Here is a 26,008-nt window from a genome sequence, read left to right as displayed (position 1 = left end):
CACCGGGCTGGCGCCTGCGGCAGGGCCACACAAACCCGTCGGCGCGCCTTATGAGCTTGTCTCAGGCTCCGCCTGCTTTGGCCTGGCGCTCTTGCCGGCCGCGCTACGGGAAGCGTTCCGCGCTGCGGTGCTTGCCGGCAGTCCGGGGCCGAAGATGTCCCGGTCTAATGCGGTAAGGGCCGTCATCGCGCTGCCGTGCTGGATGAAAGGCCGGGCATTAGGCTGCGTCTCGAATGTGACCTCTCCGGCCTGCCGCCCGCCCGCGGTCTCCGAGAGCGCCCGGCGCAGTTCGGGCTCCAGTATGTCGAAGGCCGCCGTGCCCTGGCCGACAATGGCCACCGGAGCGGGATCGATCAGCGCGAAAAGATTGCCAATCCCGAAGCCGAGCGCCTCGCCGGCTTCGCGGAAGGCCTGCCTGGCCAGTCCTTCCTCCCGCCGCGCCTGCTCCGCCAGCTTGCGCATTTCCTCGGCCTCGATGTCGTCCACCGGCCTTTCCTGCGCGCTGCGGCCATGCGCGCGCCGCCAGATGGCATAGTTGCCGGCATAGGCTTCGATGCAGCCGCGGTTTCCGCAGCGGCACAGGGCTCCGCCGGGCCGGTAGACCATGTGTCCAAACTCTCCGCCCGAAGAGCGCGTACCGGTGAACAGGCGGCCATCCACCATCAGCCCCATGCCAATGCCCTGGGAGAGGAGAATGGCGACGAAATTGTCGCCATACCGCTCCGGATTGAGCCAGCGCAGCGCCACGGCGATCATGTTGCAGTCGTTCTGCACCGTCACCGGCACGCCGAATGCCTTCTCCAGCGCCGGGCCCAGCGGCAGGTTCCGGTGCGGCGTGATGGGCGACCACTGAAGCTCCCTGCCTGCCGAATCGGTAATGCCCTGCACGGCAAAGACGATGCGCATGAAGGCGGGATGATCGCGAGCGATCTCACGCACCGCCGTGATCGCCGCCTGAACCAGCGCATCGCGATCCACCGTCAGCGTCGAAATGCGCGTCGTCCTGGTGTCGATCACCTGTCCGCAATAGTCGACCAGCGCGGCGGACAGGTTGTTGAAGGAGAGATAGAGGCAGACCACCGAAGCCGCCTTGGAATTGAGCGCGATCGCCACCTGCGGCCGGCCGCGCCTGGCCGCGCCCGGCTCGCCCGTCCCTGCCTCACGCATCGTGCCTTCCTCGATCAGAACGGCGGCGATCGCCGAAATGGTCGAATGGCTGAGCCCGGTCATCCCGGCGATTTCGGTGCGCGAAGGCTGGCCCGCCCGCCGCACCGCATCGATCACCAGGGCGCGGTTGCGCTTGCGCATCTCGTCGTGTCGGATGCCGGCTGTCTTCACTCTCCTGCTCCGTCGCACCGCCCAAAAGTCATATTGACACGGACGGCGAGCTACGTCATTCTTTTTTTCGAGGCTCGAAAAAATGAGCCTTCGGCATCACGCCTCCCGTGGCCAGCGCGAGTTCAAGCGGGCGCCTCCGGGGAGCGGGATGCCGGGGAGAGCATGCCTCCGGTGCGGTACGGGCCGGCTTTTCGCGCAGAGACGGAAGACTGCGCGAAAGTCGCAAATCCGTCGCACCGGCGCAAGCAGAACCGAAGACGTTGCGCGCGTTCCGCGCCGGGAGGAAATCATGAGGAAAGCATTTGCTGTTTTGGCGGGTCTCAGCCTGTCCCTGTCTCTCTCGACGGCCGCATTGGCCGCCGACAAGGTGATCGGCGTTTCGTGGTCGAATTTCCAGGAGGAGCGCTGGAAAACCGATGAAGCGGCCATGAAGGCGCAGATCGAAGCCGATGGAAACACCTACATCTCCGCCGACGCCCAGTCTTCCGCGTCGAAGCAGCTCACCGATGTCGAGGCGCTGATCGCCCAGGGGGCGGACGTGCTCATCATCCTGGCACAGGACGCATCGGCCATCGTACCGGCGGTCGAAAAGGCCGCGGCCGAAGGCATCCCGGTGATCGGCTACGACCGCCTGATCGAGCATCCGGAGGCGTTCTACCTCACCTTCGACAACAAGGAAGTGGGGCGCATGCAGGCGCGCGCGGTCTACGAGGTCCAGCCCGAAGGCAACTATGTCTTCATCAAGGGCTCCTCGGCCGATCCGAACGCCGACTTTCTGTTCGAGGGCCAGATGGAAGTCCTGAAAGAGGCGATCGATGCCGGCAAGATCAAGAATGTGGGTGAAGCCTATACGGATGGATGGCTGCCGGCGAACGCCCAGCGCAACATGGAGCAGTTCCTGACTGCCAACAACAACGAGGTCGATGCGGTCGTGGCCTCCAATGACGGCACGGCAGGCGGCGTCGTGGCCGCGCTCGAGGCGCAGGGACTTGCCGGATCAGTCCCGGTTTCCGGCCAGGACGGCGACCATGCCGCGCTCAACCGGATCGCGCTCGGCACGCAGACCGTTTCCGTCTGGAAGGACGCGCGCGAGCTCGGAAAGGCGGCGGCGCGCATCGCCAACGCGCTTGCCGAGGGCACGCCGATGGACCAGATCGAGGGCGTCGTGAAGTGGTCCGATGGGCCGAACGGCGTGGAGATGAACTCCGTATTCCTCGCGCCGCTGCCGATCACGCGGGACAATCTCGATGTCGTGATCGATGCGGGTTGGGTCTCCAAGGATGTGGTCTGCCAGGGCGTGCAGCCCGGCACGGTCGACGTCTGCGGCTGAAGCGCGGTATATTCACGAGGATGCCGCGGCCCGCGCGACCGCGGCATCCTCGCAACCGCGCGACCTGCGGGAGATTTGCATGGCTGACGTGACGTCAAGCGCACCGTCGCAAGGGGTTTCCACGACGGGCGGAAGCCTGCCTGTCCGGTTTCTCAGAGCGACAGAACTCGACACGAGAATGCTCGGCATGCTGGCGGCTCTGGCCCTCATCTGGCTGGGCTTCCACATCGCTTCGGGCGGATTGTTCCTCACGCCGCGCAATCTGTGGAACCTTTCCGTCCAGTCGGCGTCGGTGGCCATCATGTCCACGGGCATGGTGCTCGTCATCGTCACCCGCAATATCGACCTTTCCGTCGGCTCGCTTCTCGGCTTCGTCGGCATGATTATGGGCGTGACGCAGGCGGAGATCCTGCCGGACTGGCTGGGCTTCGGCCATCCGGCGATCTGGATCTTGACGCTTGCGCTCGGCATTGTGCTCGGTGCCGCGATCGGCGGACTGCACGGCTACATCATCGCCTATATGGGCGTTCCCTCCTTCATCGTGACGCTCGGCGGCCTTCTCGTATGGCGCGGAGCCGCATGGTGGGTGACGAGCGGGCGCACCGTGGCGCCTCTCGACACCACCTTCCGCCTCATGGGCGGCGGCCCCTACGGCGCCATCGGCGCGTTCTGGAGCTGGGTCGCCGGCGTTGCCGGATGCATCGCTCTCGTGCTCCTGCTCGCGCAGGCGCGCCGCCAGAGGCGCAAGTTCCATTTCCCGCTGCGGCCGCTGTGGGCGGAGACGTTCCTGGCCGCGGTGGGCTGCATGCTCATTCTCGGCGCGGTCGCGGTGGCTAATTCCTATCCCTGGCCCGCCGGCATCGTCCGCAACTATGCGGAAGCGAACAATATCACCATACCTGAGGGCGGGCTGTTCATCGCCCATGGCATTGCCATCCCTGTCCTGATTGCGGTCGGGGTCGGCATTGTCATGACCTTCCTCGCCAACAGGACGCGCTTCGGCCGCTACGTCTTCGCCATAGGCGGCAATCCGGAAGCTGCGGTGCTGGCCGGCATCAACACGCGCTGGATCGTCATGAAGGTTTTCATCCTCATGGGCATTCTGACTGCGGTGGCGGGTGCCATCTCTTCCGCCCGTCTCAACGCGGCGACCAACGCGATGGGCACGCTCGACGAGCTGCTGGTGATCGCCGCAGCCGTGATCGGCGGGACGTCGCTGGCCGGCGGCGTGGGCACCGTCGCCGGGGCGATGATCGGCGCCGTACTGATGCAGTCGCTCGCCACGGGCATGATCCTGCTTGGCGTGGATACGCCGCTGCAGAACATCGTTGTCGGTATCGTGCTGGTCATCGCCGTATGGCTCGATACGGTCTACCGCAGGCGGGTCAAGTAGGAGGACCATGATGACGGGCGCAAGAACGCCGCTTGTGGAGATGCGCAACATCTCCATCGCCTTCGGCGGCATCCACGCGGTGGAAGATGTTTCCGTCGACCTCTACGCGGGCGAGGTGGTGGCGCTGGTGGGGCACAACGGCGCCGGCAAGTCGACGCTCATCAAGATCCTTTCAGGCGCCTATCAGCGCGACAGCGGCACGATCTTCGTCAATGGCGAAGAGGCGCAGATCAGCAATCCACGCGACGCGAAGAAATACGGCATTGAGACGATCTATCAGACGCTCGCGCTCGCGGAGAATGTGGACGCGGCCGCCAATCTCTTCCTTGGCCGCGAATTGATGACGCCGTGGGGCACGCTCGACGACGTGGCCATGGAGTCGGAGACCCGCAAAGTCATGGGGCGGCTGAACCCGCGCTTCCAGCGCTTCAAGGAACCGGTCAGCAATCTTTCCGGCGGCCAGCGCCAGACAGTAGCGATCGCGCGCGCCATCTACTTCAACGCCCGGATTCTGATCATGGACGAACCGACCGCCGCTCTTGGGCCGCAGGAAACGGCGCAGGTGGCCGAACTCGTGCGGCAGTTGAAATCCGAAGGCATCGGCATTTTCCTGATCAGCCACGACATTCACGACGTATTCGATCTGGCGGACCGGGTTGTGGTGATGAAGAACGGTCAGGTCGTTGGCACCGCCGCAACGAAGGACGTCACGGAGGATGAAGTGCTGGGCATGATCATACTCGGCAAGTGCCCGCCGGGCGCTGTAGCAGGCCCCGGCGCGCTTCAGGTGGCAGCCTGAGGCGCGCTGTCCACGTCCTGCGTGTCCGAATCAAAGGAAACCAAGCAGATTGATCGCCGCCAGAGCGGCGGCCACGGCAGCAAAGACGAGAAGCGCAAGGCGGAAATAGCCGAATGGCCCGTAATTCGGCGCCGGTGGCAGAGGAGCGCGTTCCTCCACATTCACCATGGCCAGACGAGCGGCCTCCTCCACATTCTGCGACAGATGCATTTGCCTGCTCACTTGAACACTCCGGTCGCCCTACAGTTTTTCATGGTTAGATTGAAGCATTCTGCCGGAGCCGGTTTGGTTCAAGATCAAGGGAGTTTGGCGAAGGTCGCACCGGGATACGGTCGAGCCAAAGCCCCCTGAAATTGGGCAAAACCGACCCGGCTCCTCCGGTTTCCGTCCGGCGGCCGTCGGACGGCCTGCCCGATGTCCCGCATCGCGCGGCGCCGCCCTCCATGTGGATCGGCTCGCCGGACGAGAAACAGAATGGTTTCAATCTTCTAACCATGAAAGGCTCTAGCGCCCGACAAACGCCGGCCCGGAAGAAAGGTTCCGGGCTGGAAAACCGTTCTGTCAGCAGGGTAATTCGCCCGTTGGGCGGCCCTCAGGCCGCTGCCGCCCGGGCCTGATGGTCGAAGAAAAGCGCCTGGCTGATCAGCGCCTTGACCATATCCGGATTGAAGGGCTTCGTGACCAGGAAGGCGGGCTCCGGCCGTTCGCCGGTAAGCAGCCGCTCCGGGAAGGCGGTAATGAAGATGACGGGCACCGGCGTGGCGGCAAGAATCTCGTTGACCGCATCGATCCCAGAGCTCCCGTCGGCAAGCTGTATGTCGGCGAGGACCATGCGCGGCTGGGTTTTCTTGAACAGCTCCGTCGCCTCGCGATGCGTGCGGGCGGTGCCCACTACACGATGGCCAAGGCTTTCCACCAACTCCTCGATGTCCATGGCGATCAGCGGCTCATCCTCGATGATCATGATGTCGGTGGCCACCTGACGCGAAATCTCGTCGCTCGCCTCGCGCAGCAAGGCATTGAGCCGGCTCTCATCCACATCCATGATTTCGGCTGCTTCCGCCGCATCGAAGCCTTCGACCGCCACCAGCAAGAAAGCCTGCCGGGGTTGCGGCGATATGGCGGAAAGATTGGTCACGGCCCGCTGTTCCCACGCCGATGTCGGGCGCACCTCAGGCACGCGAACCTCGAACGTGCCGAACAGCTTCACGAACAGTTTAAACAATGCAATGCGGTCGTCCGACGCCTGGGGAAAGATCGACGTGTCGGCGATCAGTGCCTCCAGGGTTGCCGCCACAAGCGCGTCCCCGCTGGTCTGCGATCCCGAGACCGCCCGTGAAAACCGCCGCAGATAAGGAAGGTGTGGGGCAATTCGTTCGGACAAGCTCATGCTGGTTTATTCTCCCTCGAAGGCTCCTAGATAGGGCATAGATAAAGAACACACGGAACGCATCACTGCGAAAAAAGTTCCCCTCGGAAGGGAACATTTTCGCTGCGGAGGCGTTATCGTCGGATTTTGGGACTACATTGTGGGCGACAATGCGAAATGACGAAAATGTATAGGAATACGGGGCGCGACGATGCAGGTGAAAAGACGGGCATGATCTATCAAAAAATTGAGAAGGAGCGGAATCCCGGCAGGAATTCCAATTCCGATCCGTTGGGCCCCAATTCCGAAATCGGCCGCAAACTGCGTCAATATTACGACGAGCTTGTTTCAGAGGAAATTCCACCGCGTTTCAATCAGCTGCTAAAGGAGCTTGAGCGCAAGGAAAAGCCTGGAACGGCGCAAGAGGATTAGAAAAATGCCGGCAACTGAGAATTTTCGCGACGGTCTTCTGGCCGCCGTGCCCACCTTGCGGGCATTTGCGGTGTCGCTTGCGAAAAATACCGATCGGGCGGACGACCTTGTCCAGGAAACGCTGGTAAAGGCGTGGGACAAGCAGGACAGTTTCCAGCCGGGAACGAACCTGAAAGCTTGGCTCTTCACTATCCTGCGCAACGAATTCTACTCCCAGATGCGCAAGCGAAGACGCGAGGTTGAGGACAGCGACGGAAGCATCACCGCGCGGCTGTCAGTGCATCCGAGCCAGGATGGCTCGTCGGATCTGACCGATTTTCGCAAGGCGCTCGCGCTTCTGCCGGAGGATCAGCGCGAGGCGATCATCCTTATCGGCGCCTCCGGCTTCTCCTACGAAGAGGCGGCGGAAATCTGCGGCTGCGCCGTGGGAACCATCAAGAGCCGGGTGAGCCGCGCGCGCGCCCGGCTGCAGGAAATCCTGTCGGTGGACGGGCAAAGTGATTTCGGCCCCGACGCCATTTCCACGCAGGTGACGAATTCAGCCCTCGTGGCTTGACCCTCTCAGGCGGATCGCAGCCGCCAATGCCCCCATCAGCTCAACAGCCGCGTAGGGTTTCGTGACCACCGCAACATCCGGGAACGCGGTGAAAAAGGGGTCCGAACGCGCGTAGCCGGTCGCGAAAACGAACGGCACATTCCGCTCTTCCAGTTTCCGGGCCAATTCCATGGTGAGCAGGCTGCCAATCTTCACGTCAAGTATGGCGGCATCCACATCCGCAACGGCGTTCTCATCCGCGCACAACGCCTCCACCGCAGCAGCAGTGCTCACGGTGCGCACGCTCGCCGCGCCATGCCCCTGGCAAATCTGCTCCACGTCCATGGCGATGAGAACTTCCTCTTCAACGAGGAGCACTCTTCGCCCTCGCAACAACTGGTCTGACAAAATGATTGCCCCTGGCGGCCCACCGCACCGGTCTTCTCATCCCATTAAACCGGCGTGCTGTCATTAAAAAATGATTGCGCAGGGGTTTGTTTTCGTGAACGAGCGACGCGCGGGACGGCTCTACGGCAGTCGGGAATACTGACGCTTGCGCTCCTCTGTAAGGCCCCATTCGAAGCCGGGCACGATGTTGCGAGCGATGGCGAAGAGAATAACCAGCGCGGGTATGGCTATGAAGCCTCCAATCGGGCCCCATATCCAGATCCAGAAAGAGACCGCGAGGAAGACGAGGAAAGGATTGAGCGTCATGCGCCGGCCGATCACCAGCGGCGTTACGAACTGGGCTTCCACGGCGTTGACGGCCAGATAGGCGAGCGGGGGCAGGAGACTCCCCGTGAAGGTGTCGAAACTTGCAAGCCCCACACCGAAAAGGATCAGCGCCATCGCCGCGGGGCCGAGATAAACCACGAAATTCAGAACGCCCGCCAGCGCGCCCCAGAGCGCTGCGGAGGGCACACCCAATAGCCACAGCGCCACGGCAACGGCGAGCCCAAGGCCCGCGTTGATGAGGGTGATCGCCAGCAGGTAATTTGCAACGAGCTCTTCCACGTCGTGAAAAATGTGCGCAACGCGCCGGCGCAGCTTCCGTCCCGAGCACAGCTTCAGCACGATGAGCCGCGTGTCGTGGCGCGTGGCAAGGAAGAAATAAAGGCTGGCGAAGAAGACCAGGATTTGCGCAAGCAGCGTCGGCGCCAGCACCGCCATGCTCTGCACTGTGGAGCCATCGTCCACCGAAACGGTGACTTCCGATCCGCCGGTAACGGACCGGATCTCCTCACGCACGCTCTTTACCGTGGCAAGCGGTTCGGCAAGACTTGTCAGTTGCAGCTGCAGCTCGCTCCATATCTGCGGAAGCCGGCCCGCCCACGTAGTCAGCGGTGCTGCGATCGCCCCGCCGACGGCGCATACGACCAGAAGGAAGATCAGCACGGCCGCAGCCGCGGAAAAAGCCGGCGGCACGCCGCGATTTTCAAGCCGTAGGGCAATGGGCCCAAGCATCAGCCCCACGACCACGGCGAGCGCCACCGGCGCGAACAGGAAGCGCCCGGCCTGCAGTGCAGCGATGAACCCCAGAACGCCGAGAAACAGGACGGCGACCTGCGCACCCCGCATCAGCGCAATGTCCAGATCGGATTTGGAGGTGGGCGTTGGAACGCTCATCTTTTTCATGTTTCTGAAGCGCATCGGTGCAATCCGGCTGAACGCCAATCAACGGAAGTAGCCCGAACTGGTTCCCTCTCGGCTCCCTGAGCGCTCTGGAACCCGGATGCCCGGTTGCGCGTTGCGCAATCCGCAACCGAAGGAGAGGACAATGGCGACGACCGGCGGGAAGTCGACGAACAGGGAAACGAACGCCCAGAGGGACGAGCCCGATCTGGCGGCCGATATCCGGCAGCTTCGCGAGGATATAAGCAGGCTCACGGAACACCTCATGGAGACCGGCAACCGGTCCATGTCGCGCGCTCGTCGGGCGGCCATGGAAGGCGCCGACCAACTGCGCGACAGCGCCGAGGAATGGCAGAGCGACATGGCGCAGGCGGTCCGTGAAAAACCGTTTACCGCCCTCGCTCTGGCCGCAGGCGTAGGCTGGCTGCTTGCCATGATCATGCGCCGCTGACGGTGCAGACATGCTCGGCCGGCTGATAGCGCTGCTCGCCACTGGCGAGGCGGCGGGGTTAAAGCAGCGCGTGAAATCCGCCGCGATCGCGTATGGCATCATAGCGGTCGCAACGTTTCTCGCGTTGGCCTTTCTACTACTGGCGGCCTACTTGGCTGCCGCCACCCGCTGGGGCGCCATTGCTGCGGCACTGTGGTTCGGTACCGGCTTTCTGGTGCTGGCTGCCATCGCCTTCGCCATTTACAGGCTCATTGCCAACGCACAACGGCGCGCCAGACGCCGCCAGCGGGTGGACACGGGCCTGGTGGCGGGCGCGTCCGCCATTACCCTTCTTCCTACGGTTCTCGGCAAGAAGACTGGAAGAATCGGCCTGTTGCTGGTGCTTGCAGGCATTGCAGGGTTTGCCGCCTACCGGGAGGTTACCCGTTCTACCGGGAAGGGTTCGCGCGCGACCGAATGAGTTTTCCGCAGAATGCAGAATCAGGAGTTGCTGCGCATGAACGAGAACGACAAGACACCGCCCAAAAGCACGTCCCCTCAACGGGCGCGCCAAGGCCGCGAGGGATTTCCCGTTCTGGTGATCCTCATCACCGCACTGGCCCTGCTCGCGATCGGGTGGGTAGCCGTTGAGATCTACGGCATGTCCATCGACGAAAGTCAGCCCGTTGAAACGCGTCAGTCCAGCGACGTGCCTCTTGAAGACGGCGGAGCGCCCGGAACCGTGGAGAGCGAGGCCGCCGAAGAATAGAAGAGACTGCCCGGTCGAAAGCCGGGGAACCGTTCTTACAGCGCCGCGTTTCACTCACGTGGTGGCCGCACACCCGATCGTCACTGCCAGTTCGGGTCGGATGCGCGGCCATGTACAGAAAAACTGCACATGGAGACTCTAACATGATCCGCACACTTTTGGCGACCACCGCGATTGCCACTCTTGTAGCAAGCGGCGCTCTCGCCCAATCGATGACGCCCACCGACCCGGCGGCAACGCCTGGCGCTGAGCAGACTGAAATGACCATCCACGCCGAAGGGCATCTCGCCTCGGATGTCATTGGCGAATCCGTCTACAATGGAACCGGCGAGGAAGCCGAGAATATTGGCAAGGTAACCGACCTCGTCATCTCGCCCGACGGCAATGTCGAAGCGATTGTCGTCGGCGTGGGCGGCTTTCTCGGCATTGGCCAGAAGGAAGTCGCGCTCGAATACGATCTCGCTGAATGGTCCGAGCAGCAGGACGGCGAGCGCTGGCTCGTCGTGGAGACGACCAAAGAAGCGCTCGAGGCGCAGGAGGAGTTCGACCGCTCCGCCTATCGCCCGATGCCCGCCGACGCCCAGGTGACGGCGACACAGCCGGTCACTAAAGAGGACCTTGCGAACGCGCCGGCCGATCAGGAAGGTGCGGATGCGGGCGGTGAAACCGCCATGGCCCCCGCGGACGAAACGGGAGCCCCGGCAGCGGACGATGGAGCCGCTGATGCAGGGGGTATGGCTGCAATACCCACGGACGACGGCTCCATCGAGAATGAAGCCGGCCAGGAAACGGCAGCCACCCCCGACACCGAAAGCGCTGACCAGACGGCGCAATCGGGCCTGCCGGATGAGCAGCCCGACGATCAGCAGTCGGCCGCCCAGACAGAGCAGCAGGATGCTGCAGGTGATCAGCAGCAGGCGCAAGCCGATCAGCAGAGCGAAGACGGCGCAGCCGCCGACACCGATCAGACGCTGACCGGCGCCGTCGATCCGAGCCAGCTTCAGGAAGCCGAGCCGGACCAGATCCGCGCCGAAAACCTGACGGGTACGGCCGTTTACGGCGCTAACGACGAGCACGTTGGCGAGATCGGTGACGTGATCCTGACGCCGGAAGGCGACGTGGATGCGGTAATTGTTGATGTCGGCGGTTTCCTCGGTATCGGCGAGAAGGAAGTTGCCATCGGCACGGACGATCTAGCCTTCATGACCGACGAGGACGGCGATCTCTATCTCTTCACCCATTTTTCGCAGGAGCAGCTTGAGGCGGCTCCGGAATATGACGAGGCCGCTTATGCCGAACAGCGGGACGAGATGCGCCTTCAGGCGGAGTAAAAGCCCGCACTAACGACATTGGAGCCCCGCCCCGGTCCGCCGCGGCGGGGCTTTTCGTTTGCACGGCGCGAAAAAGCTGCCAGTGTTGTTCTGACGTGCGTTCCCACAAGCACCTTGGCGCCGGGAAACCGTGTGAATCAGGCGCAGCCTGTCATCCCGCTCGGGAGGAGACGAACAATGCTCGAAGCCATAGAAGGCATACACCACATCACAACCATGGCGAAGGATGCTGTGAAAACGGACGCTTTCGCCAAAGGCGTCCTTGGTCTTAGGCGCGTGAAGAAAACGGTGAACTTCGACGCACCGGATGTCTACCATCTCTATTACGCAAACGGCACGGGCCAACCCGGGACCGTGCTGACCTACTTTCCCTTCCCGAATATCGTCCGCGGCACACGCGGCACGGGGGAAGTGGGCACGACGGTCTTTTCCGTGCCCGAGGGCAGTCTCGATTTCTGGGAAAGGCACCTCACCTCCCATAACGTAAGCGCAATTCGGCGGACTGAGATCTTCGGCGAGCGCCGGCTCCTGTTTGAAGGAGCCGACGGCGACAGCTTCGCCCTTGCCGAACGGCCGGCGGACGAACGCGAGCCTTGGACGGAAGGCGGAATCCCCGCCGATTGCGCCATACGCGGCTTCCGCTCCGCCGTCATGGTGCTTTCAGACCCGGCCCCTATGCTGGAGCTCCTGCACTTCATGGGCTACCGGCCCGCCGGCGAGGAGGGCAACAGCCAGCGTCTGGAGCGTCCAGACGGCAACGGCGCCCAGGCGGTCGAACTTGTGACGGACCATTCCGTACCACCCGCCCGCCAGGGCGGCGGCTCGGTGCATCACATCGCCTTCGCGGTCGCCAATACCGAGACGCAGAAAAGGGTGCGCGAGATGCTGGTGCGCGAAAGGATTCCGGTGACGCCCATCATCGACCGCAACTATTTCTTCTCCGTCTATTTCCGCACACCGGGCGGAGTGCTGTTCGAGATCGCCACCAACGAACCCGGTTTCGCCCATGACGAAGATGCCGCACATCTGGGCGAGGACCTGAAGCTGCCCAGCCAGCACGCGCATCTGAGGCCTTATCTGGAAACGCATCTGCCTTCGCTGGATTGAGCTCATGAGCATCGACGCCTACCTGCACTATTCGGCACCAGCGGCACAAGCCGGCCTGCCCCTTCTCTTCCTTTTTCACGGAACGGGTGGCGATGAGCGGCAGCTTCTTTCGGTGGCCGAAGAAATCCTGCCGCACGCTGGCATTGTCGCCCCGCGCGGCGACGTCAGCGAGGCAGGCGCGGCGCGCTTTTTCCGCCGTACGGGAGAAGGCGTCTACGACATGGACGATCTTGCCCGGGCGACCGAAAAGATGACGGGCTTCGTGCGCGCCCATGTGAAGGCGCAACAACCGGGCGCCGTTTTCGGGCTTGGCTATTCCAACGGCGCCAACATCCTGGCTTCCACGATTTTTGCCGTTCCCGGCCTGTTCGACGCGGCGGTGCTCATGCATCCGCTCATCCCTTTCGCACCCGAGATCGCCGCCAGGCCATTCAGGACGCGGCTGCTGCTGACAGCCGGACGGCGCGATCCGATCTGCCCTTCGGCGCTTACAGAACGGCTGAAGGCGCATCTGGAAGCCGCGGGCGCGGCTGTCACGATCGCATGGCACGATGGAGGCCACGAAATGCGGCCGAGCGAAATCGAGGCGGCACGGACCTTCTTCGCCGCCCATCCGGGTGGTGCGCAAACGCATTTGTGAAGCTATCCGCGGCATCTTCTGCGAAACCTGCCTCGCCTTTGCCGCGTTTACTGTTATCTTGATTGATGCAACCGCGCGGCTACTCGCGCCCGGTTGCGCAGTCTGGAAAGGCCATGGCCGAACATAGCACCCAAGGCGCAATGAATTTCCGGCCTCTCGCACGCCTGAAGCGCACGCGCGCCGTCGTGCGGGCTGCCCTTATTGTCGAGCGGCTCTGGCCTCTCGTCCTGCCGCTCCTTGTTCTTCTGAGCCTGTTTCTCAGTCTTGCGTGGTTCGGCGTCTTTCGCATCCTGCCCGACTGGGCACGGATTGGCCTCGTTGCCCTATTTGCCCTGGTGGTCCTCGCCTCGCTCTGGCCGGTGAGGACCTTCCGCCTGCCGAGCGCAGCCGAGATCGACCGACGCATCGAGCGGGCGAATCGCCTGGAGCATGCGCCCTTAGGCGCGCAGACGGACCGGCTGGCACGGCAGGAAGACGATCCCTTCGCCGCTGCGCTCTGGCGGGAGCATCAGCGGCGTATGGCCGAACGGCTGAACCGGCTGACGGGCGACCTGCCGCGCACGACGATTCCCGAACGCGACCCGCTGGGCCTGCGCGCGCTGGCCGCGCTCCTTTTCATAACCGCACTCGCCTTTTCTACCGGCCCTTACGGCGGGCGGGTGACGGATGCCTTCCGGCCGCCGGCCATGGCACAGACGACGCCAGCCCGAATCGATGCCTGGGTGACGCCGCCGCCCTATACGGCTCGCGCGCCGATTTTCCTTACCGCAGACGTCAATCGCGATACCCAGGCGTTTACCGTGCCGCAGGGCAGCGCGGTGATGGTCCAAGTAAGCGGCGGCTCGGGCGAGGAGACCCTCGCATTCCTTGAGGATGGCGGCGGGCAGCAGACCATCGAACCCGATCAGGCGCCCACGGGAAACACCTCCGATTCTACGGGGGCCGTACGCTTCTCGCACCTGCTTGAAGCGGACGGTACCATCTCCCTCAAAAGCGGCGGCACCACCCATGACTGGCGCTTCGTTATCATTCCGGACCGGCCACCCGAAATACGCTTGACCGAGGAGCCGAAGCGCGCGGTGAACGGCACGCTTGAGCTTGCCTACGAGATCGAGGACGACTACGGCGCGGTGAGCGCGGAAGCGCAATTCACGCTGGCGGAGGAAAACGCCGATGCCCGCCCGCTCTACGGGCCGCCGGAGCTGCCGCTCAGCGTGCCGCGCGGCCGAAACAAAGCCGCCAAGACCTCGCAGGACCTTACCAAGCATCCCTGGGCCGGCCTGCCGGTCGAGCTTGTGCTTTCGGCCACAGATGCCGCGGATCAGACCGGCAAAAGCGAGGCCCGCACATTCGTCCTGCCGGAACGGCCTTTCACCAATCCGCTCGCCAAGGCGCTGATCGAGCAGCGGCGCCTCCTTGCGCTCGATGCCGAACAGCAGCGCCGCGTGCTGGCGCTGCTGGATGCAGTGATGCTCTGGCCCGAGGAGACGTTCGAGCAGGCTTCGCACTTCCTGCTTCTTTCCGCATTGCGCTCCCGCCTGGCTCTGGCCCGGACCGACGACGCCCTGCGCGGGGTGGTCGACGAAATGTGGGAGGTCGCCCTTCTCATTGAGGACGGCGATCTTACCGCTGCGGAGCGGCGCCTGAGGCAAGCCCAGGAGGCGCTCAGAAACGCGCTCGAAGATGGCGCGAGCGAGGAGGAGATCGCCCGGCTGATGGACGAGTTGCGCGCGGCAATGCAGGAATTCCTCCGCGAATTTGCCGAACGCGCCATGCAGAACCAGGACTTCGCCGAAGGCCAGAACGGGCAAATGATGAGCCAGAACGATCTGGAGCGCATGCTCGATCAGATCGAGGACCTGGCCAGATCGGGCGCGCGCGATCAAGCCCAAGAGCTGCTTTCCCAGCTTGAGAACATGATGAACAACCTTCAGGCGATGCGCCGGCAGCCGGGCCAGAGCGGGCAGCAGTCCGAAATGCGGCAGCAGATGGACCGGCTTGGTGAAATCATGCGCCGGCAGCAGGAACTGATGAACGAGACGTTTCGCCTCGACCAGCAGCAACGGGGACAGCAAGGGCAACAGGGCCAAGGTCAACAAGGCCAAGGCCAACAGGGTCAGCAAGGCCAGGGCCAGGGCATGTCGCCCGAGGAACTGGCGGAGGCGCTCCGCGGGCTGCAGCAGGGCCAGGGCGAGCTGCGCGGTGAGCTTGAAAGCCTGATGCAGGGGCTTGAAGGGATGGGCATCCGCCCCGGCGAAGGCTTTGGCGAGGCTGGCGAGGCCATGGGCGAGGCCGAGGGCGCGCTGGGCGAGGGCCAGGGCGAGCGGGCCGTAGGCGAACAGGGACGCGCGCTGGAGGCGCTGCGCCGCGGCGCCCAGGACATGATGAACCAGATGCAGCAGGCCATGCAGGGCGATCAGGGCGAAGGCATGTCCGGCGCGCGGCAGAATACGTTCGGCCGCGATCCGCTCGGCAGGCCGAGGGCGACCACAGGGCCGGATTTCGGCGATTCGGTCGAGGTGCCCGACGAGATCGACTCCCAACGGGCGCGGCAGATCCTTGAGGCGATCCGCCGCCGTCTCGGAGACGCCCTGAGCCCGCAGCTTGAGCGGGAGTATCTGGAGCGCCTACTCGATATGCGCTAACGGCCGGCGGGGTTAGGTCCGTCCCTGCCTTGCCTCGCTCGCTGAAGATCGTATGCGCATGTCCGCTGAGACACTGCGGGACGGTTCTTCTTCATCCTTCCTGAAAGGGGCAAATTCGGCGTATCGTGGCACGAGTCCCCGACGCCCAAACCCTAAGCGCATCGCGGTTTAGCGGCCAACCGGCCCGCTGTTAGCACTCTATAGAGGAGAGTGCTAAATTTTCTTCTCGGACCTCTTGAACACCAGAATCTGCGCGCCCAAATTTTCTGCGCGCGGTGCCGCAACGGGCCGCGCGCCGTGCCGAAAACCGGCCGGCAAGGTGGTTCAAGATTGTTTGTCCCAGGAGGAAGACATGAAGTTCCGACCTTTGCACGACCGCCTGGTCGTCCGCCGCATCGAAGCGGAGGAGAAAACGGCGGGAGGGGTGATCATTCCCGACACAGCGAAGGAAAAGCCGCAGGAAGGTGAGGTGTTGGCCGTCGGCCCCGGCAGCCGCGATGAAAAAGGCGCCCTCGTACCTCTCGAAGTCAAGGTCGGCGACCGGATCCTTTTCGGCAAGTGGTCCGGCACCGAGGTGCGGATCAACGGCGAAGACCTCCTGATTATGAAGGAAAGCGACGTGCTCGGCATCCTTGCCAGGGAGTCGGACGACGCCAAGAAGGCCGCGTAATACGGGCTTGATGGACGTTGATTTTGCTTTTCGTGGAGTACTGAAATGGCTGCCAAGGACGTAAAATTCAACACAGACGCGCGTGAGCGAATGTTGCGTGGCGTGGACATTCTCGCCAATGCGGTGAAGGTCACGCTTGGCCCCAAGGGCCGCAATGTCGTGCTCGACAAGAGCTTCGGCGCACCGCGCATCACCAAGGACGGCGTGACGGTCGCCAAGGAAATCGAGCTTGAGGACAAGTTCGAGAACATGGGCGCCCAGATGGTGCGCGAGGTCGCTTCCAAGACCAATGACCTCGCCGGTGACGGCACCACCACTGCGACCGTTCTTGCCCAGGCCATCGTCAAGGAAGGCGCCAAGGCTGTCGCCTCGGGCATGAACCCGATGGACCTGAAGCGCGGCATCGACAAGGCGGTCGACGCCGTGGTGGAGGAGCTGAAGAAGAACGCCCGCAAGGTCACCAAGAATGACGAGATCGCCCAGGTCGGCACCATCTCGGCCAACGGCGACCAGGAGATCGGCCGCTTTCTCGCCCAGGCGATGGAAAAGGTCGGCAATGAGGGCGTGATCACGGTCGAGGAGGCCAAGACCGCCGAGACGGAGCTCGAGGTGGTCGAGGGCATGCAGTTCGACCGCGGCTATCTCTCGCCCTACTTCATCACCGATCAGGAGAAGATGCGCGTCGAGCTCGAAGAGCCCTACGTGCTGATCCACGAGAAGAAGCTCTCCAACCTGCAGTCCATGCTGCCTGTCCTCGAGGCGGTGGTGCAGTCCGGCAAGCCGCTGCTCATCATCGCCGAGGATGTCGAGGGCGAGGCGCTGGCCACCCTCGTGGTCAACAAGCTGCGCGGCGGCCTCAAGGTTGCTGCCGTGAAGGCGCCGGGCTTCGGCGACCGCCGCAAGGCCATGCTGCAGGACATCGCGATCCTGACCGGCGGCACGGCCATCTCCGAGGATCTCGGCATCAAGCTCGAGAATGTCACGCTTGAGATGCTCGGCCGCGCCAAAAAGGTGGTGATCGACAAGGAGAACACCACCATCGTGGACGGTGCCGGCTCCAAGGACGAGATCAAGGGCCGCATCAACCAGATCAAGGCCCAGATCGAGGAGACCACCTCCGACTATGACCGCGAGAAGCTGCAGGAGCGGCTGGCCAAGCTCGCCGGCGGCGTTGCGGTGATCCGCGTCGGCGGCGCCACCGAGGTCGAAGTGAAGGAGCGCAAGGACCGCGTGGACGATGCCATGCACGCGACGCGGGCGGCGGTCGAGGAAGGCCTGCTGCCGGGTGGCGGTGTGGCGCTTCTGCGCGCCGGCAAGGTGCTCGACAACATCTCGGTTGAGAACGATGACCAGCGGGTTGGTGTCAATATCGTCCGCCGCGCCATCGAAGCCCCGATCCGCCAGATCGCCGAGAATGCGGGCGAGGAAGGTTCCATCGTCGTGGGCAAGGTCCGCGAGAAGAGCGATTTCGGCTATGGCTGGAACGCGCAGACCGGCGAGTATGGCGATCTCTTCTCCATGGGCGTGATCGACCCGCTGAAGGTGGTGCGGACGGCCCTTCAGGACGCGGCGTCCGTTGCCGGCCTCCTGATCACCACGGAGGCCATGGTGGCGGAGAAGCCGAAGAAGGAGTCCCAGCCCGGCATGCCTTCGAGCGCCGGGATGGACTTCTAAAAAAGCCCAATCCCATCCAAAAGCAGCGCGGCCGGTTTCCCGGCCGCGCTTTTTGTTGCCTGAGAACAGGGATTGAAACGGTTCTGGCCTCAAGTCGCTCTGGGCATAAACGCAGAGGCCTTTAGCAGGTCCGCTTTACTCCGCCAGCACCTTGCCCACCCGTTCGCGGATTTCCGCGAGGCTGAAAGGCTTGTTGACGACGCCCGCCACGGTGCCGTCGAGCTCCACGGCCCGTTCGCGTTGATCGGCGAATCCGGTCATCAGCAGGAGCCGAAGGCCAGGATAGACCTTCGCCGCCGTGCGCGCCATCTCGATGCCGTCCATTGCCGGCATGCGGATATCGGACAGCACGAGATCGAAGGCCCCTTGAGCCTTCTTGATCTTCTCGAGCCCGTCGAGCCCGTCTTCGGCGGTCTCAATCTCATAGCCCGCGGCCGCAAGCGCGCGGGCGGTGAATGAACGGACGGAATCGTCATCTTCAACAATGAGGAGTCTGGCCATGCGCGGAACTATCGCGACCAAATCTTACGGTTCGCTGAACGCGCGACGCGTTTCAGGCATCGCCTCTCACCACACCCACGAACGGCAATTCGCGGAAGGCATGCGCCACATCCATGCCGTAACCCACGACGAAGTAATCTGGGCACTCAAAGCCCACGAAATCCGCCTCAACGCTTGCCTGCCGGCGGGAACGCTTGTCGAGAAGGACGGCTATCGAGACGGACCTTGCACCGCGCGACAGCATCAGGTCGCGGGTGAATTTCAGCGTCTTGCCCGATTCCAGAATGTCATCGATGAGCAGGACGTCCCGGCCGTTCACATTGCCTTCGATGTCGCGCAGCACCTTGATCTCTCCGCTGGTGGTGCCGGCGCCATAGCTGGAGATCATCATGAACTCCACCTCGGGCGATATCCCCGCGTCATACATGGCCCGGATGAGATCGGCGGCGAAGATAAACGAACCTTTGAGGATCGAGACCACCAGCAGGTCGTGGTAGTCGCGCGCGGCGACCTCCTTTGCCAGTTCCAAGTTGCGCCGCGCGATCGCGGAGGCGGAATAAAGGACTTCTATTTGCTTGCCGCGGACCACGGGCATTGTCTGTCACTTTCCAGGCCTGAATGTTACCGAAACGGAATGCACGCCTTCCTTAGGCGCAGCAAGGCGGCTGAAGAAGGCAAAGCGCTCGCCGGCAGAAAGCAGCACACCGTTTGTCCCCAATAAATAGTGCATGGGCTCCCCTTTGCCGTTCACAATGTTGATGAAAAGGTCGGGAAGCGGTGTCTCCCGCCCGCTTCTGTTGACCGCCGCGCCGTCCACCACCAGCACCGTGCGGCCGCCGATCGTCTCCAGCCTGCTTCTTACCGTTGAAATGTCGAGCGCCGCAGCTTCTGTGCCGCTCTTGGCCGGCAGGCCAAACATCGTCTGACCACCGACAATCCAGATTACCAATACTCCGGCAAGCCCGAGCGCACCGAAGGCTCCACGCCTCCAGAGACGGGAACCGGCATGGCAGCCGTCCCCGCGCAGGATGTCGAGGCCCGTGATTGCGGACGGCGCGCTGCTAAGCGCCGAATATCTCTTCGCGCCCGCCGCATCCGGCCCCCGCAGTGTTTCGTACTCAGCGTCCACCACGTCCTCGCGCGCGGCGTTGACCTCATATCCACCGCCCGCGCGAGACGCAGCCAGAATTTCGCCTGAAACGGGCTGTCCACTTCTCATTTCCGCATTTCGGGCGAACCGTCCTTCCGATCCCGGGTATTCCGGGCTAGACGAAAATGGTTAATGCTTCGCGATTGGGCCGCCCCGCGGCGGCGTTAGTCCCAGGCATCTAAGGCAAGGCAGGTCGATCAGGTGATCCGCTTCGAGAATGTAGGCCTGAGATACGGGATGGGTCCGGAGGTGCTCCGCGACGTCTCCTTCTTTCTTCCCGAACGCTCGTTCCAGTTCCTGAGCGGCCCCTCTGGATCGGGAAAGACAACCCTCCTGCGCCTGCTCTTCCTGTCGCTGAAACCGACGCGGGGGCTGATCACCATCTTCGGCAAGGACCGGTCGCGGATCACCCGCGACGAACTGCCGATGATCCGGCGGAAGATCGGCGTCGTGTTCCAGGATTTTCGCCTGCTCGATCATCTCACCACCTATGAGAATGTCGCTCTGCCGCTGCGGGTGCGGGGGCGCGAGGAAGCTTCCTATCGCAGCGATGTGGTGGAGCTTTTGAAGTGGGTTGGGCTGGGCGACCGCATGCATGTGCTGCCGCCCGTGCTTTCGGGCGGCGAGAAGCAGCGCGCCGCGATCGCCCGCGCCCTCATCGAGCAGCCGCGCATCCTGCTTGCGGACGAGCCCACGGGCAATGTGGACCCGCAGCTTGCGCGGCGGCTTCTCAGGCTTTTGATCGAGCTCAACCGCATGGGAACCGCCGTCGTCATAGCCACCCACGATATCGGGCTAATGGACCAGGTGGAGGCGCGGCGCATGGTGCTTTCCGGCGGGAGGCTGGAAATCTATGATTAAGGCCGGCACAGGAGCGATCGCCAGAAGCAAGCTGGCACGCCTCAGGGAAAGGATCGAGGCCGGGGTGAAACGGCAGGCGAACAACAGGCTCGCCCGCAAACAGACGCCCATCGTGCCCCCCGACAATGTCGCCGGGCGCGCGATGGTGCTCGTCATCGCCATCATGACCTTCCTCTCCTGCCTGACGCTCGGCGCCGTGACGCTGGTACGCGACACCGCCGCCACATGGCAAACACAGATCGCGCGTGAGGCGACCATCCAGATCAAACCCGCGGAGGGTCTCGACATGGAGGAGGCGCTGGCCAGGGCCCGCGCCGTGGCCGCCGGCTATAGCGGGGTGCGCAGCGTGGAGATCGTCGGCCGCGAGGCTACCCAGCGCCTGCTCGAACCGTGGCTGGGACCGGCACTGAACATGGATGAGCTGCCCGTGCCCCGGCTCATCATTGTCACCATTGACCCGGTAAACCGGCCCGACTTCGAGGCCATGCGGGCAGAGCTGGCGCAGGCCGTGCCGAATGCCGTGCTCGACGATCACCGCACCTGGGTGGACCGGCTGGTGGCCATGGCCCGCACAACGGTGACCATCGGGATGGCGGTGCTGGCGCTCATGCTCTCGGCAACCGCGCTGACAGTCATCTTCGCCACGCGCGGCGCCATGGCCGGCAACGGCCACGTCATCGAGGTGCTGCATTTCGTGGGCGCGGAAGCGTCCTTCATCGCCCGGCAGTTCCGCCGGCACTTCCTTCTTGCCGGCTCGCGCGGCGCGGCCGTCGGCGGCATCGCGGCCATCATCGTGTTCGTGGTGTTTTCCTGGTGGTCGTCCCGCAACATCGGCACGCCGGAAGGCGACCAGGCCGCCGCGCTGTTCGGCAATTTCGCCATCGGCCTGTCGGGCTATCTTGGGGTGGGTCTGGTGGTGCTGCTCATTGCAGCCTTGACCGCGACGACGACGCACGTCACGGTGATCGCCTATTTGAGGCGAATAGAGACATGAGGTCCGAGCTCACGCACGGCTACCCGCCGCAATCTTTTGTGCGTACGGGTGCCCGGCCTCATCTGGCCCTCGCCGTATTTGCGGAGTATCGCTAGGCGGATGACTGAAACCACCTGCACAGGAGAGGGTATACCCCGTAGCCGATACCATGTCGCAAAGCGTCTGGCGCGCGTGGTGCTTGCCCTTTCCGGTCTCTGCGTCATCGCCTTTGTTGTGGGATTTGCCGTCTTCGCCATCCATGTGGCGCAGCTTCAGCCTCCAGCCGCGCTGGCCCCTGCCGATGGCATCGTGGTGCTGACGGGCGGCCAGTCGCGCATCGATACGGGGCTTGATCTTCTCAAGGCGGGAAAGGGGAAGCGGCTGCTCATCAGCGGGGTCAATCCGGCGGCCCGCGTGGACGATCTGCGGCTGGCGACGGGCAGCGAACGATCCCTTTTCAACTGCTGCGTGGACATCGACCGAGTCGCCCTGAACACGGTCGGCAATGCCGAGGAAAGCGCCAAGTGGGCAAGCGCCAACACCTATGGCAGCATCATTGTCGTCACCAACAACTACCATATGCCGCGCAGCCTGCTGGAGATGCGGCGCATCCTGCCTGACACGGACCTCCAGCCCTATCCCGTGGTGAATTCGCCGCTGACCGACGGCAGCTGGGTGACCGATCCGGACGCGCTGCGCGTCCTCATAACCGAATACACCAAATATGTGGCCGCGCTGGCGCGAGGCCTGCTGCCAAGCCAAACCGCCCCTGCTTTCGGGAAGATTCAGGCAACCGTCGTGAGCAACTAGCGCCCGCCCTCAATTCCGGGCTTTGCCGAACGCCACGCTTTGAGGTAACGAACGGGCTCGCCTTCTCGTCCCGGGTTCGTGCATGCTCTTCCTGCGCTCTCTAGCCTTCAATCTCGCGTTTTATGCGAACCTGATCGTCCAGATGATTTTCTGGATGCCGATCTATTTCCTGCTGCCGCGCAAGCGCGCCTGGTTCATTCCAAAGGCTTGGGCCGCCTCCAGCCTGTGGCTGCATAAGGTGCTGGCCGGCACGCGTGTGGAAATCACCGGACAGGAGAATCTGCCCGACGGACCGTGCATCATCGCGCCGAAGCATCAGTCGCTCTGGGATACGATCGCATTCCTGCCCTGGATTCCTGACGCGGTTTACATCCTCAAGCGCGAGCTGATGTGGATCCCGCTCTTCGGCTGGTATGTGGCGAAGATGCGCATGATCCCCATCGATCGCGGAAGCCGGTCCAAGGCGCTGCGGCAGGCCGTGACGATCGGGCGCGAGCGCATGAAGGAGGGGCGCCAGCTCATAATCTATCCCGAGGGCACACGCCGCCCGCCGGGCGCCGAGCCCGCCTACAAATACGGCATCGTGGAGCTCTACACGCAACTACAGGTTCCGGTGGTTCCGATCGCTCATGTGGCCGGCCTTTACTGGCCGCGCCGGAAGTTCATGCGTTATCCCGGCACTATCCGCGCCCGCTTCCTGCCACCGATCGAGCCCGGCCTGTCTCGCCAGGAGTTCCAGGAACGTCTCATCCGCGAGACGGAGGCGGCGTGCGACGCCCTTCTGGTGGAAGCGGCCAAGGGCCCCAATCCCCCTCCCCTGCCGGAGACGGCCCGGCGCCGCCTTGCCGAGCTTGCACAAAGGGGACCTGCGCAGGGCTGATGGCGTTTGTCGGCTGCCCGAAGCAGCAAAATATCCGGCTCCCCGCCACAGCATTCAGCGCCATTCTGCCTCTCTGCCTGTAGGGCAAAGCTGTCGGTCAAGTCTCGGGCTGGACGAGTTGGCTTTTCCGCGTTCCGCGCGGCGGTGCAGCTCTCTCTTTCCGGTGCTGGGCGGCGATGGGAGAAATCTCCTCCATCGGGAAGGCATCCACGGCCAGAACCTTTTCCACCGCTTCGGCCGCGCACCTGAGCGATTCGCGCTCCGCCTGTGAAATGATCCCGTTCTGCAGCGCCTCGTCCGCGTCCCGCACGCCGGCCGCGCGCATCTTCTTCTCGATATGCGCGCATCCGCTCGCCAGCTCGAAGGCTTCTTCCAGATCCTTCAGGGGGTGCTCGGCGTGACCTTCGCCCAGATAGAGGCCCGGCGTCAGGCGTTCGCGCTGGGCGGAAGGCCGCATGAGGATTTCCGCAAGCCGACCGATCTGTCGGTCGGAGGGGACAGGTTCGGGTACCCCCAGCGGATAGGCGATGATCCGGGCAAGCCATGCGGCCCACCGCGCGGGTAGATTGTCGAACACGCCGCGGAAGGCCGCGCCGATGCGGCTTTCGCCCTGCTGCATCAGATAATCGACGATAACGCTATCCTCCGGCTGCCGGCCTTCATCCTCGAAGCGCTTCAGCACCGCTCCCAGAAAATAGAGCTCCGCCAGAATATCGCCCAGCCGCGCCGATATAAGTTCCTTGCGCTTGAGCGAGCCGCCCAGAGTGAGAAGCGCAAGATCCGCCGTCAGGGCGAAGGCCGCAGCGTGCCGCGACAGCTTTTTCCAGTAGCGCGGCATGGCCGCTCCGTCCGGAGCCGTGCCGAGCAGACCGCCCGTCCAGCCGCGCAAGAAGGCCCGTCCAGCCGTCTTGAAAGCGTGGGCGACGTGCTTCCAGAAAACCTCGTCGAAGCTTGAAAGCCCGCGCTCGGGGTCCTCGTCGGAAAGCGCCAGCATCTCCTTCAGCATGAAGGGATGCGAGCGGATGGCGCCCTGGCCGAAAATCATCAGATTGCGGGTAAGAATATTGGCGCCTTCCACCGTGATTCCGATCGGAAGCGCTCGGTAGCTGCTCGCCAGATAATTGCGCGGTCCGTCGATGATTCCTTTTCCACCATGGATGTCCATGGCATGCGTGAGCGAGCGGCGCATGCGTTCCGTGGCGTGATATTTCATGATCGCAGAAAGAACCGAAGGCCGATGGCCCTGGTCTAGGGCGGCCAGCGTGAGCCGCCGCGCGGCATCGATCAGATAGGCGTTCCCCGCGATCTCGGCGAGCGGCTCCTGTACCCCCTCGAACAGCCCTATGGGAAGATTGAATTGGGTACGCACCCGCGCATAGGCGCCGCTGACGCGCGCGGCCATGGCGGCTGACGCCGCCGACTGGGAGGGTAACGAGATGCTGCGACCCGCCGCAAGCGCGGTCATGAGCATGGTCCAGCCCTGGCCGATCTGCGCTTCCCCGCCCAGGATGTGGTCGAGCGGCACGAACACGTCCTTGCCACGGAGCGGGCCGTTCTGGAAGAAGGTGAAGAGCGGAACGTGCCGCTCGCCACGGGAGATGCCAGGCGTGTCGGTGGGAAGCAGCGCGACGGTGATTCCCAGCTCCTTGCCGCGGCCCAGATGGTTGTTCGGATCGTACATCTTGAAGGCGAGGCCCATCACCGTGGCGACAGGCGCCAAGGTGATGTAGCGCTTGTGGAAGTTGAGCCGGACGCCTAGCGTCTTCTTCCCCTCCCAGGTGCCGTATTCCACCACGCCGGTATCGGTCATGGCGGCGGCGTCGGAGCCCGCATGTGGCGAGGTGAGCGCGAAGCACGGGATTTCACGTCCGTCGGCAAGCCGGGGCAGCCAGTATTCGCGCTGTCCCTCCGTGCCGAAATGCATCAGGAGTTCGCCGGGCCCGAGCGAGTTGGGCACCATGACGGTCACGCCCGCCACGACGCTGGCGGAGGAAACAGTACGCACCACCTCGGAATGGGCATAGTTTGAAAAGCCGAGCCCGCCATATTTCTTCGGAATGATCATGCCGAAGAATTTCTCGCGCCGCATGTAGTCCCAGACAGACTGGGCCAGATCGCGGTCGCGCCAGTTGAGCGTCCAGTCATCGACCAGCGAGCACAAAGTCCGCACAGGGCCGTCCATGAAGGCCTGCTCTTCCGGCGAGAGCTTCGCGGGCGGCAGGGAAAGAAGCTCGTTCCAGTCCGGATTCCCAGTAAACAGCGCCCCGTCCCACCAGACCGTGCCGGCATCGATCGCCTCGCGCTCCGTCTCCGAAATCAGCGGCATGACGCCTCTGGCCCATCGGAAGATCGGTCGGGTGACATGGTCGCGGCGAAATCCCATGGCGCTCTTTCCTCTCTGTCCCCTCCGCGGGAGATTAGATCATTTCGGCGTTTCATGGAAACAACGAACGATCTAAGTTTTTGATTTCCCGCAATTCCGGGGCGGAAGCCGGTAGCCACTTTTCCTGAAATTGCCAGACCCCGAATGAACCGCTTCGCGCCCGGTTCCATCCGCCACTATGGCGGATCGGTCACACGGGAGTCGCAAAGCTTCAATATCGCAATGTTACGTATTGTAAGAAAACGCGAGGGGAGTTAGCCGGAAAGCACGACCGAAAGCCGAGCGTGGGGACGGTCATCGAATCATTTCGTGGCGAGGCGGAGCCATGGTTCTGTGGGGTTTCAGACATTCGTTAC

The 26,008-nt window shown here is 63.5% G+C and carries 27 protein-coding genes; 18 read left to right on the top strand and 9 right to left on the bottom strand.

Going from position 1 to position 26,008, the window contains the following annotated elements; translation table 11 throughout:
* Positions 1-48 precede the first annotated feature (48 nt).
* Positions 49-1,308 carry an ROK family protein gene (locus NYR54_RS05155; protein WP_261514716.1) on the bottom strand — a complete coding sequence of 420 codons (1,260 nt, stop codon included), beginning with the start codon at positions 1,306-1,308 and terminating at the stop codon, positions 49-51.
* A 319-nt stretch (positions 1,309-1,627) separates the two neighbouring features.
* Here NYR54_RS05155 and xylF point away from each other — a divergent pair, with 319 nt between their 5' ends.
* The 3 genes from xylF to NYR54_RS05140 all read left to right on the top strand — a co-directional run bounded on the left by xylF (position 1,628) and on the right by NYR54_RS05140 (position 4,860).
* Positions 1,628-2,668 carry a D-xylose ABC transporter substrate-binding protein gene (xylF, locus tag NYR54_RS05150; RefSeq protein WP_261514539.1) on the top strand — a complete coding sequence of 347 codons (1,041 nt, stop codon included), beginning with the start codon at positions 1,628-1,630 and terminating at the stop codon, positions 2,666-2,668.
* A 79-nt stretch (positions 2,669-2,747) separates the two neighbouring features.
* Entirely contained in the window at positions 2,748-4,061 is a 1,314-nt protein-coding gene (locus NYR54_RS05145) for a sugar ABC transporter permease (RefSeq protein ID WP_261514538.1), read from the top strand.
* 10 nt (positions 4,062-4,071) lie between these two features.
* Complete coding sequence (locus tag NYR54_RS05140; RefSeq protein ID WP_423738568.1) at positions 4,072-4,860, top strand: ATP-binding cassette domain-containing protein; 789 nt, start codon at positions 4,072-4,074, stop codon at positions 4,858-4,860.
* 30 nt (positions 4,861-4,890) lie between these two features.
* Here NYR54_RS05140 and NYR54_RS05135 read toward each other — a convergent pair whose 3' ends face one another.
* Positions 4,891-5,082, bottom strand: a complete 192-nt coding sequence (locus NYR54_RS05135) for a hypothetical protein (protein ID WP_261514536.1) — start codon at positions 5,080-5,082, stop codon at positions 4,891-4,893.
* A 370-nt stretch (positions 5,083-5,452) separates the two neighbouring features.
* Positions 5,453-6,250, bottom strand: a complete 798-nt coding sequence (locus tag NYR54_RS05130; protein WP_261514535.1) for a response regulator — start codon at positions 6,248-6,250, stop codon at positions 5,453-5,455.
* 210 nt (positions 6,251-6,460) lie between these two features.
* Here NYR54_RS05130 and NYR54_RS05125 point away from each other — a divergent pair, with 210 nt between their 5' ends.
* Positions 6,461-6,661: a NepR family anti-sigma factor gene (locus NYR54_RS05125; RefSeq protein WP_261514715.1), complete on the top strand. Its 201-nt coding sequence runs from the start codon at positions 6,461-6,463 to the stop codon at positions 6,659-6,661.
* Between the two features lie 4 nt (positions 6,662-6,665).
* The gene (locus NYR54_RS05120; protein WP_261514534.1) at positions 6,666-7,217 is read left to right on the top strand and encodes a sigma-70 family RNA polymerase sigma factor; all 552 of its coding nucleotides are present in this window, start codon (positions 6,666-6,668) and stop codon (positions 7,215-7,217) included.
* On the opposite strand, the gene NYR54_RS05115 is transcribed toward NYR54_RS05120, so the two are convergent.
* A complete protein-coding gene (locus NYR54_RS05115; RefSeq protein WP_261514533.1) occupies positions 7,200-7,574 on the bottom strand; it encodes a response regulator in 375 nt (124 codons plus the stop codon). The genes NYR54_RS05120 and NYR54_RS05115 overlap by 18 nt on opposite strands.
* Before the next feature lie 150 nt (positions 7,575-7,724).
* A complete protein-coding gene (locus tag NYR54_RS05110) occupies positions 7,725-8,822 on the bottom strand; it encodes an AI-2E family transporter (RefSeq protein WP_261514532.1) in 1,098 nt (365 codons plus the stop codon).
* 151 nt (positions 8,823-8,973) lie between these two features.
* Here NYR54_RS05110 and NYR54_RS05105 point away from each other — a divergent pair, with 151 nt between their 5' ends.
* From NYR54_RS05105 to groL, 9 genes are all read left to right on the top strand, one after another.
* A complete protein-coding gene (locus NYR54_RS05105; RefSeq protein ID WP_261514531.1) occupies positions 8,974-9,279 on the top strand; it encodes an ElaB/YgaM/YqjD family protein in 306 nt (101 codons plus the stop codon).
* A gap of 10 nt (positions 9,280-9,289) precedes the next feature.
* Complete coding sequence (locus NYR54_RS05100) at positions 9,290-9,739, top strand: hypothetical protein (protein ID WP_261514530.1); 450 nt, start codon at positions 9,290-9,292, stop codon at positions 9,737-9,739.
* A gap of 36 nt (positions 9,740-9,775) precedes the next feature.
* On the top strand, positions 9,776-10,027 hold the full coding sequence (locus NYR54_RS05095; RefSeq protein WP_261514529.1) for a hypothetical protein: 252 nt from the start codon (positions 9,776-9,778) through the stop codon (positions 10,025-10,027).
* Between the two features lie 143 nt (positions 10,028-10,170).
* Entirely contained in the window at positions 10,171-11,358 is a 1,188-nt protein-coding gene (locus NYR54_RS05090) for a PRC-barrel domain-containing protein (protein ID WP_261514528.1), read from the top strand.
* 177 nt (positions 11,359-11,535) lie between these two features.
* Positions 11,536-12,465 carry a VOC family protein gene (locus tag NYR54_RS05085; RefSeq protein ID WP_261514527.1) on the top strand — a complete coding sequence of 310 codons (930 nt, stop codon included), beginning with the start codon at positions 11,536-11,538 and terminating at the stop codon, positions 12,463-12,465.
* Between the two features lie 4 nt (positions 12,466-12,469).
* On the top strand, positions 12,470-13,105 hold the full coding sequence (locus NYR54_RS05080; RefSeq protein ID WP_261514526.1) for an alpha/beta hydrolase: 636 nt from the start codon (positions 12,470-12,472) through the stop codon (positions 13,103-13,105).
* 113 nt (positions 13,106-13,218) lie between these two features.
* Positions 13,219-15,750: a TIGR02302 family protein gene (locus NYR54_RS05075; RefSeq protein WP_261514525.1), complete on the top strand. Its 2,532-nt coding sequence runs from the start codon at positions 13,219-13,221 to the stop codon at positions 15,748-15,750.
* 352 nt (positions 15,751-16,102) lie between these two features.
* Positions 16,103-16,420 carry a co-chaperone GroES gene (locus NYR54_RS05070; RefSeq protein ID WP_261514714.1) on the top strand — a complete coding sequence of 106 codons (318 nt, stop codon included), beginning with the start codon at positions 16,103-16,105 and terminating at the stop codon, positions 16,418-16,420.
* 45 nt (positions 16,421-16,465) lie between these two features.
* Entirely contained in the window at positions 16,466-18,094 is a 1,629-nt protein-coding gene (groL, locus tag NYR54_RS05065; RefSeq protein WP_261514524.1) for a chaperonin GroEL, read from the top strand.
* Positions 18,095-18,229: 135 nt separating this feature from the next.
* On the opposite strand, the gene NYR54_RS05060 is transcribed toward groL, so the two are convergent.
* From NYR54_RS05060 to NYR54_RS05050, 3 genes are read right to left on the bottom strand one after another with little or no spacing between them, the layout of a single operon-like run.
* Complete coding sequence (locus NYR54_RS05060; protein WP_261514523.1) at positions 18,230-18,595, bottom strand: response regulator; 366 nt, start codon at positions 18,593-18,595, stop codon at positions 18,230-18,232.
* A 52-nt stretch (positions 18,596-18,647) separates the two neighbouring features.
* Entirely contained in the window at positions 18,648-19,190 is a 543-nt protein-coding gene (hpt, locus tag NYR54_RS05055; protein WP_261514522.1) for a hypoxanthine phosphoribosyltransferase, read from the bottom strand.
* A gap of 6 nt (positions 19,191-19,196) precedes the next feature.
* Positions 19,197-19,814: a hypothetical protein gene (locus NYR54_RS05050; protein WP_261514521.1), complete on the bottom strand. Its 618-nt coding sequence runs from the start codon at positions 19,812-19,814 to the stop codon at positions 19,197-19,199.
* A 132-nt stretch (positions 19,815-19,946) separates the two neighbouring features.
* Here NYR54_RS05050 and ftsE point away from each other — a divergent pair, with 132 nt between their 5' ends.
* The 4 genes from ftsE to NYR54_RS05030 all read left to right on the top strand — a co-directional run bounded on the left by ftsE (position 19,947) and on the right by NYR54_RS05030 (position 23,269).
* The gene (gene ftsE, locus NYR54_RS05045) at positions 19,947-20,606 is read left to right on the top strand and encodes a cell division ATP-binding protein FtsE (RefSeq protein WP_261514520.1); all 660 of its coding nucleotides are present in this window, start codon (positions 19,947-19,949) and stop codon (positions 20,604-20,606) included.
* Positions 20,599-21,600: a cell division protein FtsX gene (locus NYR54_RS05040; RefSeq protein ID WP_261514519.1), complete on the top strand. Its 1,002-nt coding sequence runs from the start codon at positions 20,599-20,601 to the stop codon at positions 21,598-21,600. The genes ftsE and NYR54_RS05040 overlap by 8 nt, the downstream gene beginning before the upstream one ends.
* Before the next feature lie 99 nt (positions 21,601-21,699).
* Positions 21,700-22,389, top strand: coding sequence for a YdcF family protein (locus NYR54_RS05035; protein WP_261514518.1), 690 nt, complete (start codon positions 21,700-21,702; stop codon positions 22,387-22,389).
* An 82-nt stretch (positions 22,390-22,471) separates the two neighbouring features.
* Positions 22,472-23,269, top strand: coding sequence for a lysophospholipid acyltransferase family protein (locus NYR54_RS05030; protein ID WP_261514517.1), 798 nt, complete (start codon positions 22,472-22,474; stop codon positions 23,267-23,269).
* A 97-nt stretch (positions 23,270-23,366) separates the two neighbouring features.
* Here the strand turns inward: NYR54_RS05030 and NYR54_RS05025 are convergent, their stop codons facing one another.
* Positions 23,367-25,652, bottom strand: a complete 2,286-nt coding sequence (locus tag NYR54_RS05025) for an acyl-CoA dehydrogenase (protein WP_261514516.1) — start codon at positions 25,650-25,652, stop codon at positions 23,367-23,369.
* Between the last annotated feature and the right edge of the window lie 356 nt (positions 25,653-26,008).

It is taken from the genome of Chelativorans petroleitrophicus, from assembly GCF_025398195.1.
Taxonomy (GTDB): Bacteria; Pseudomonadota; Alphaproteobacteria; order Rhizobiales; family Rhizobiaceae; genus Chelativorans; species Chelativorans petroleitrophicus.
This window is presented reverse-complemented; position numbering and strand designations above follow the sequence as displayed.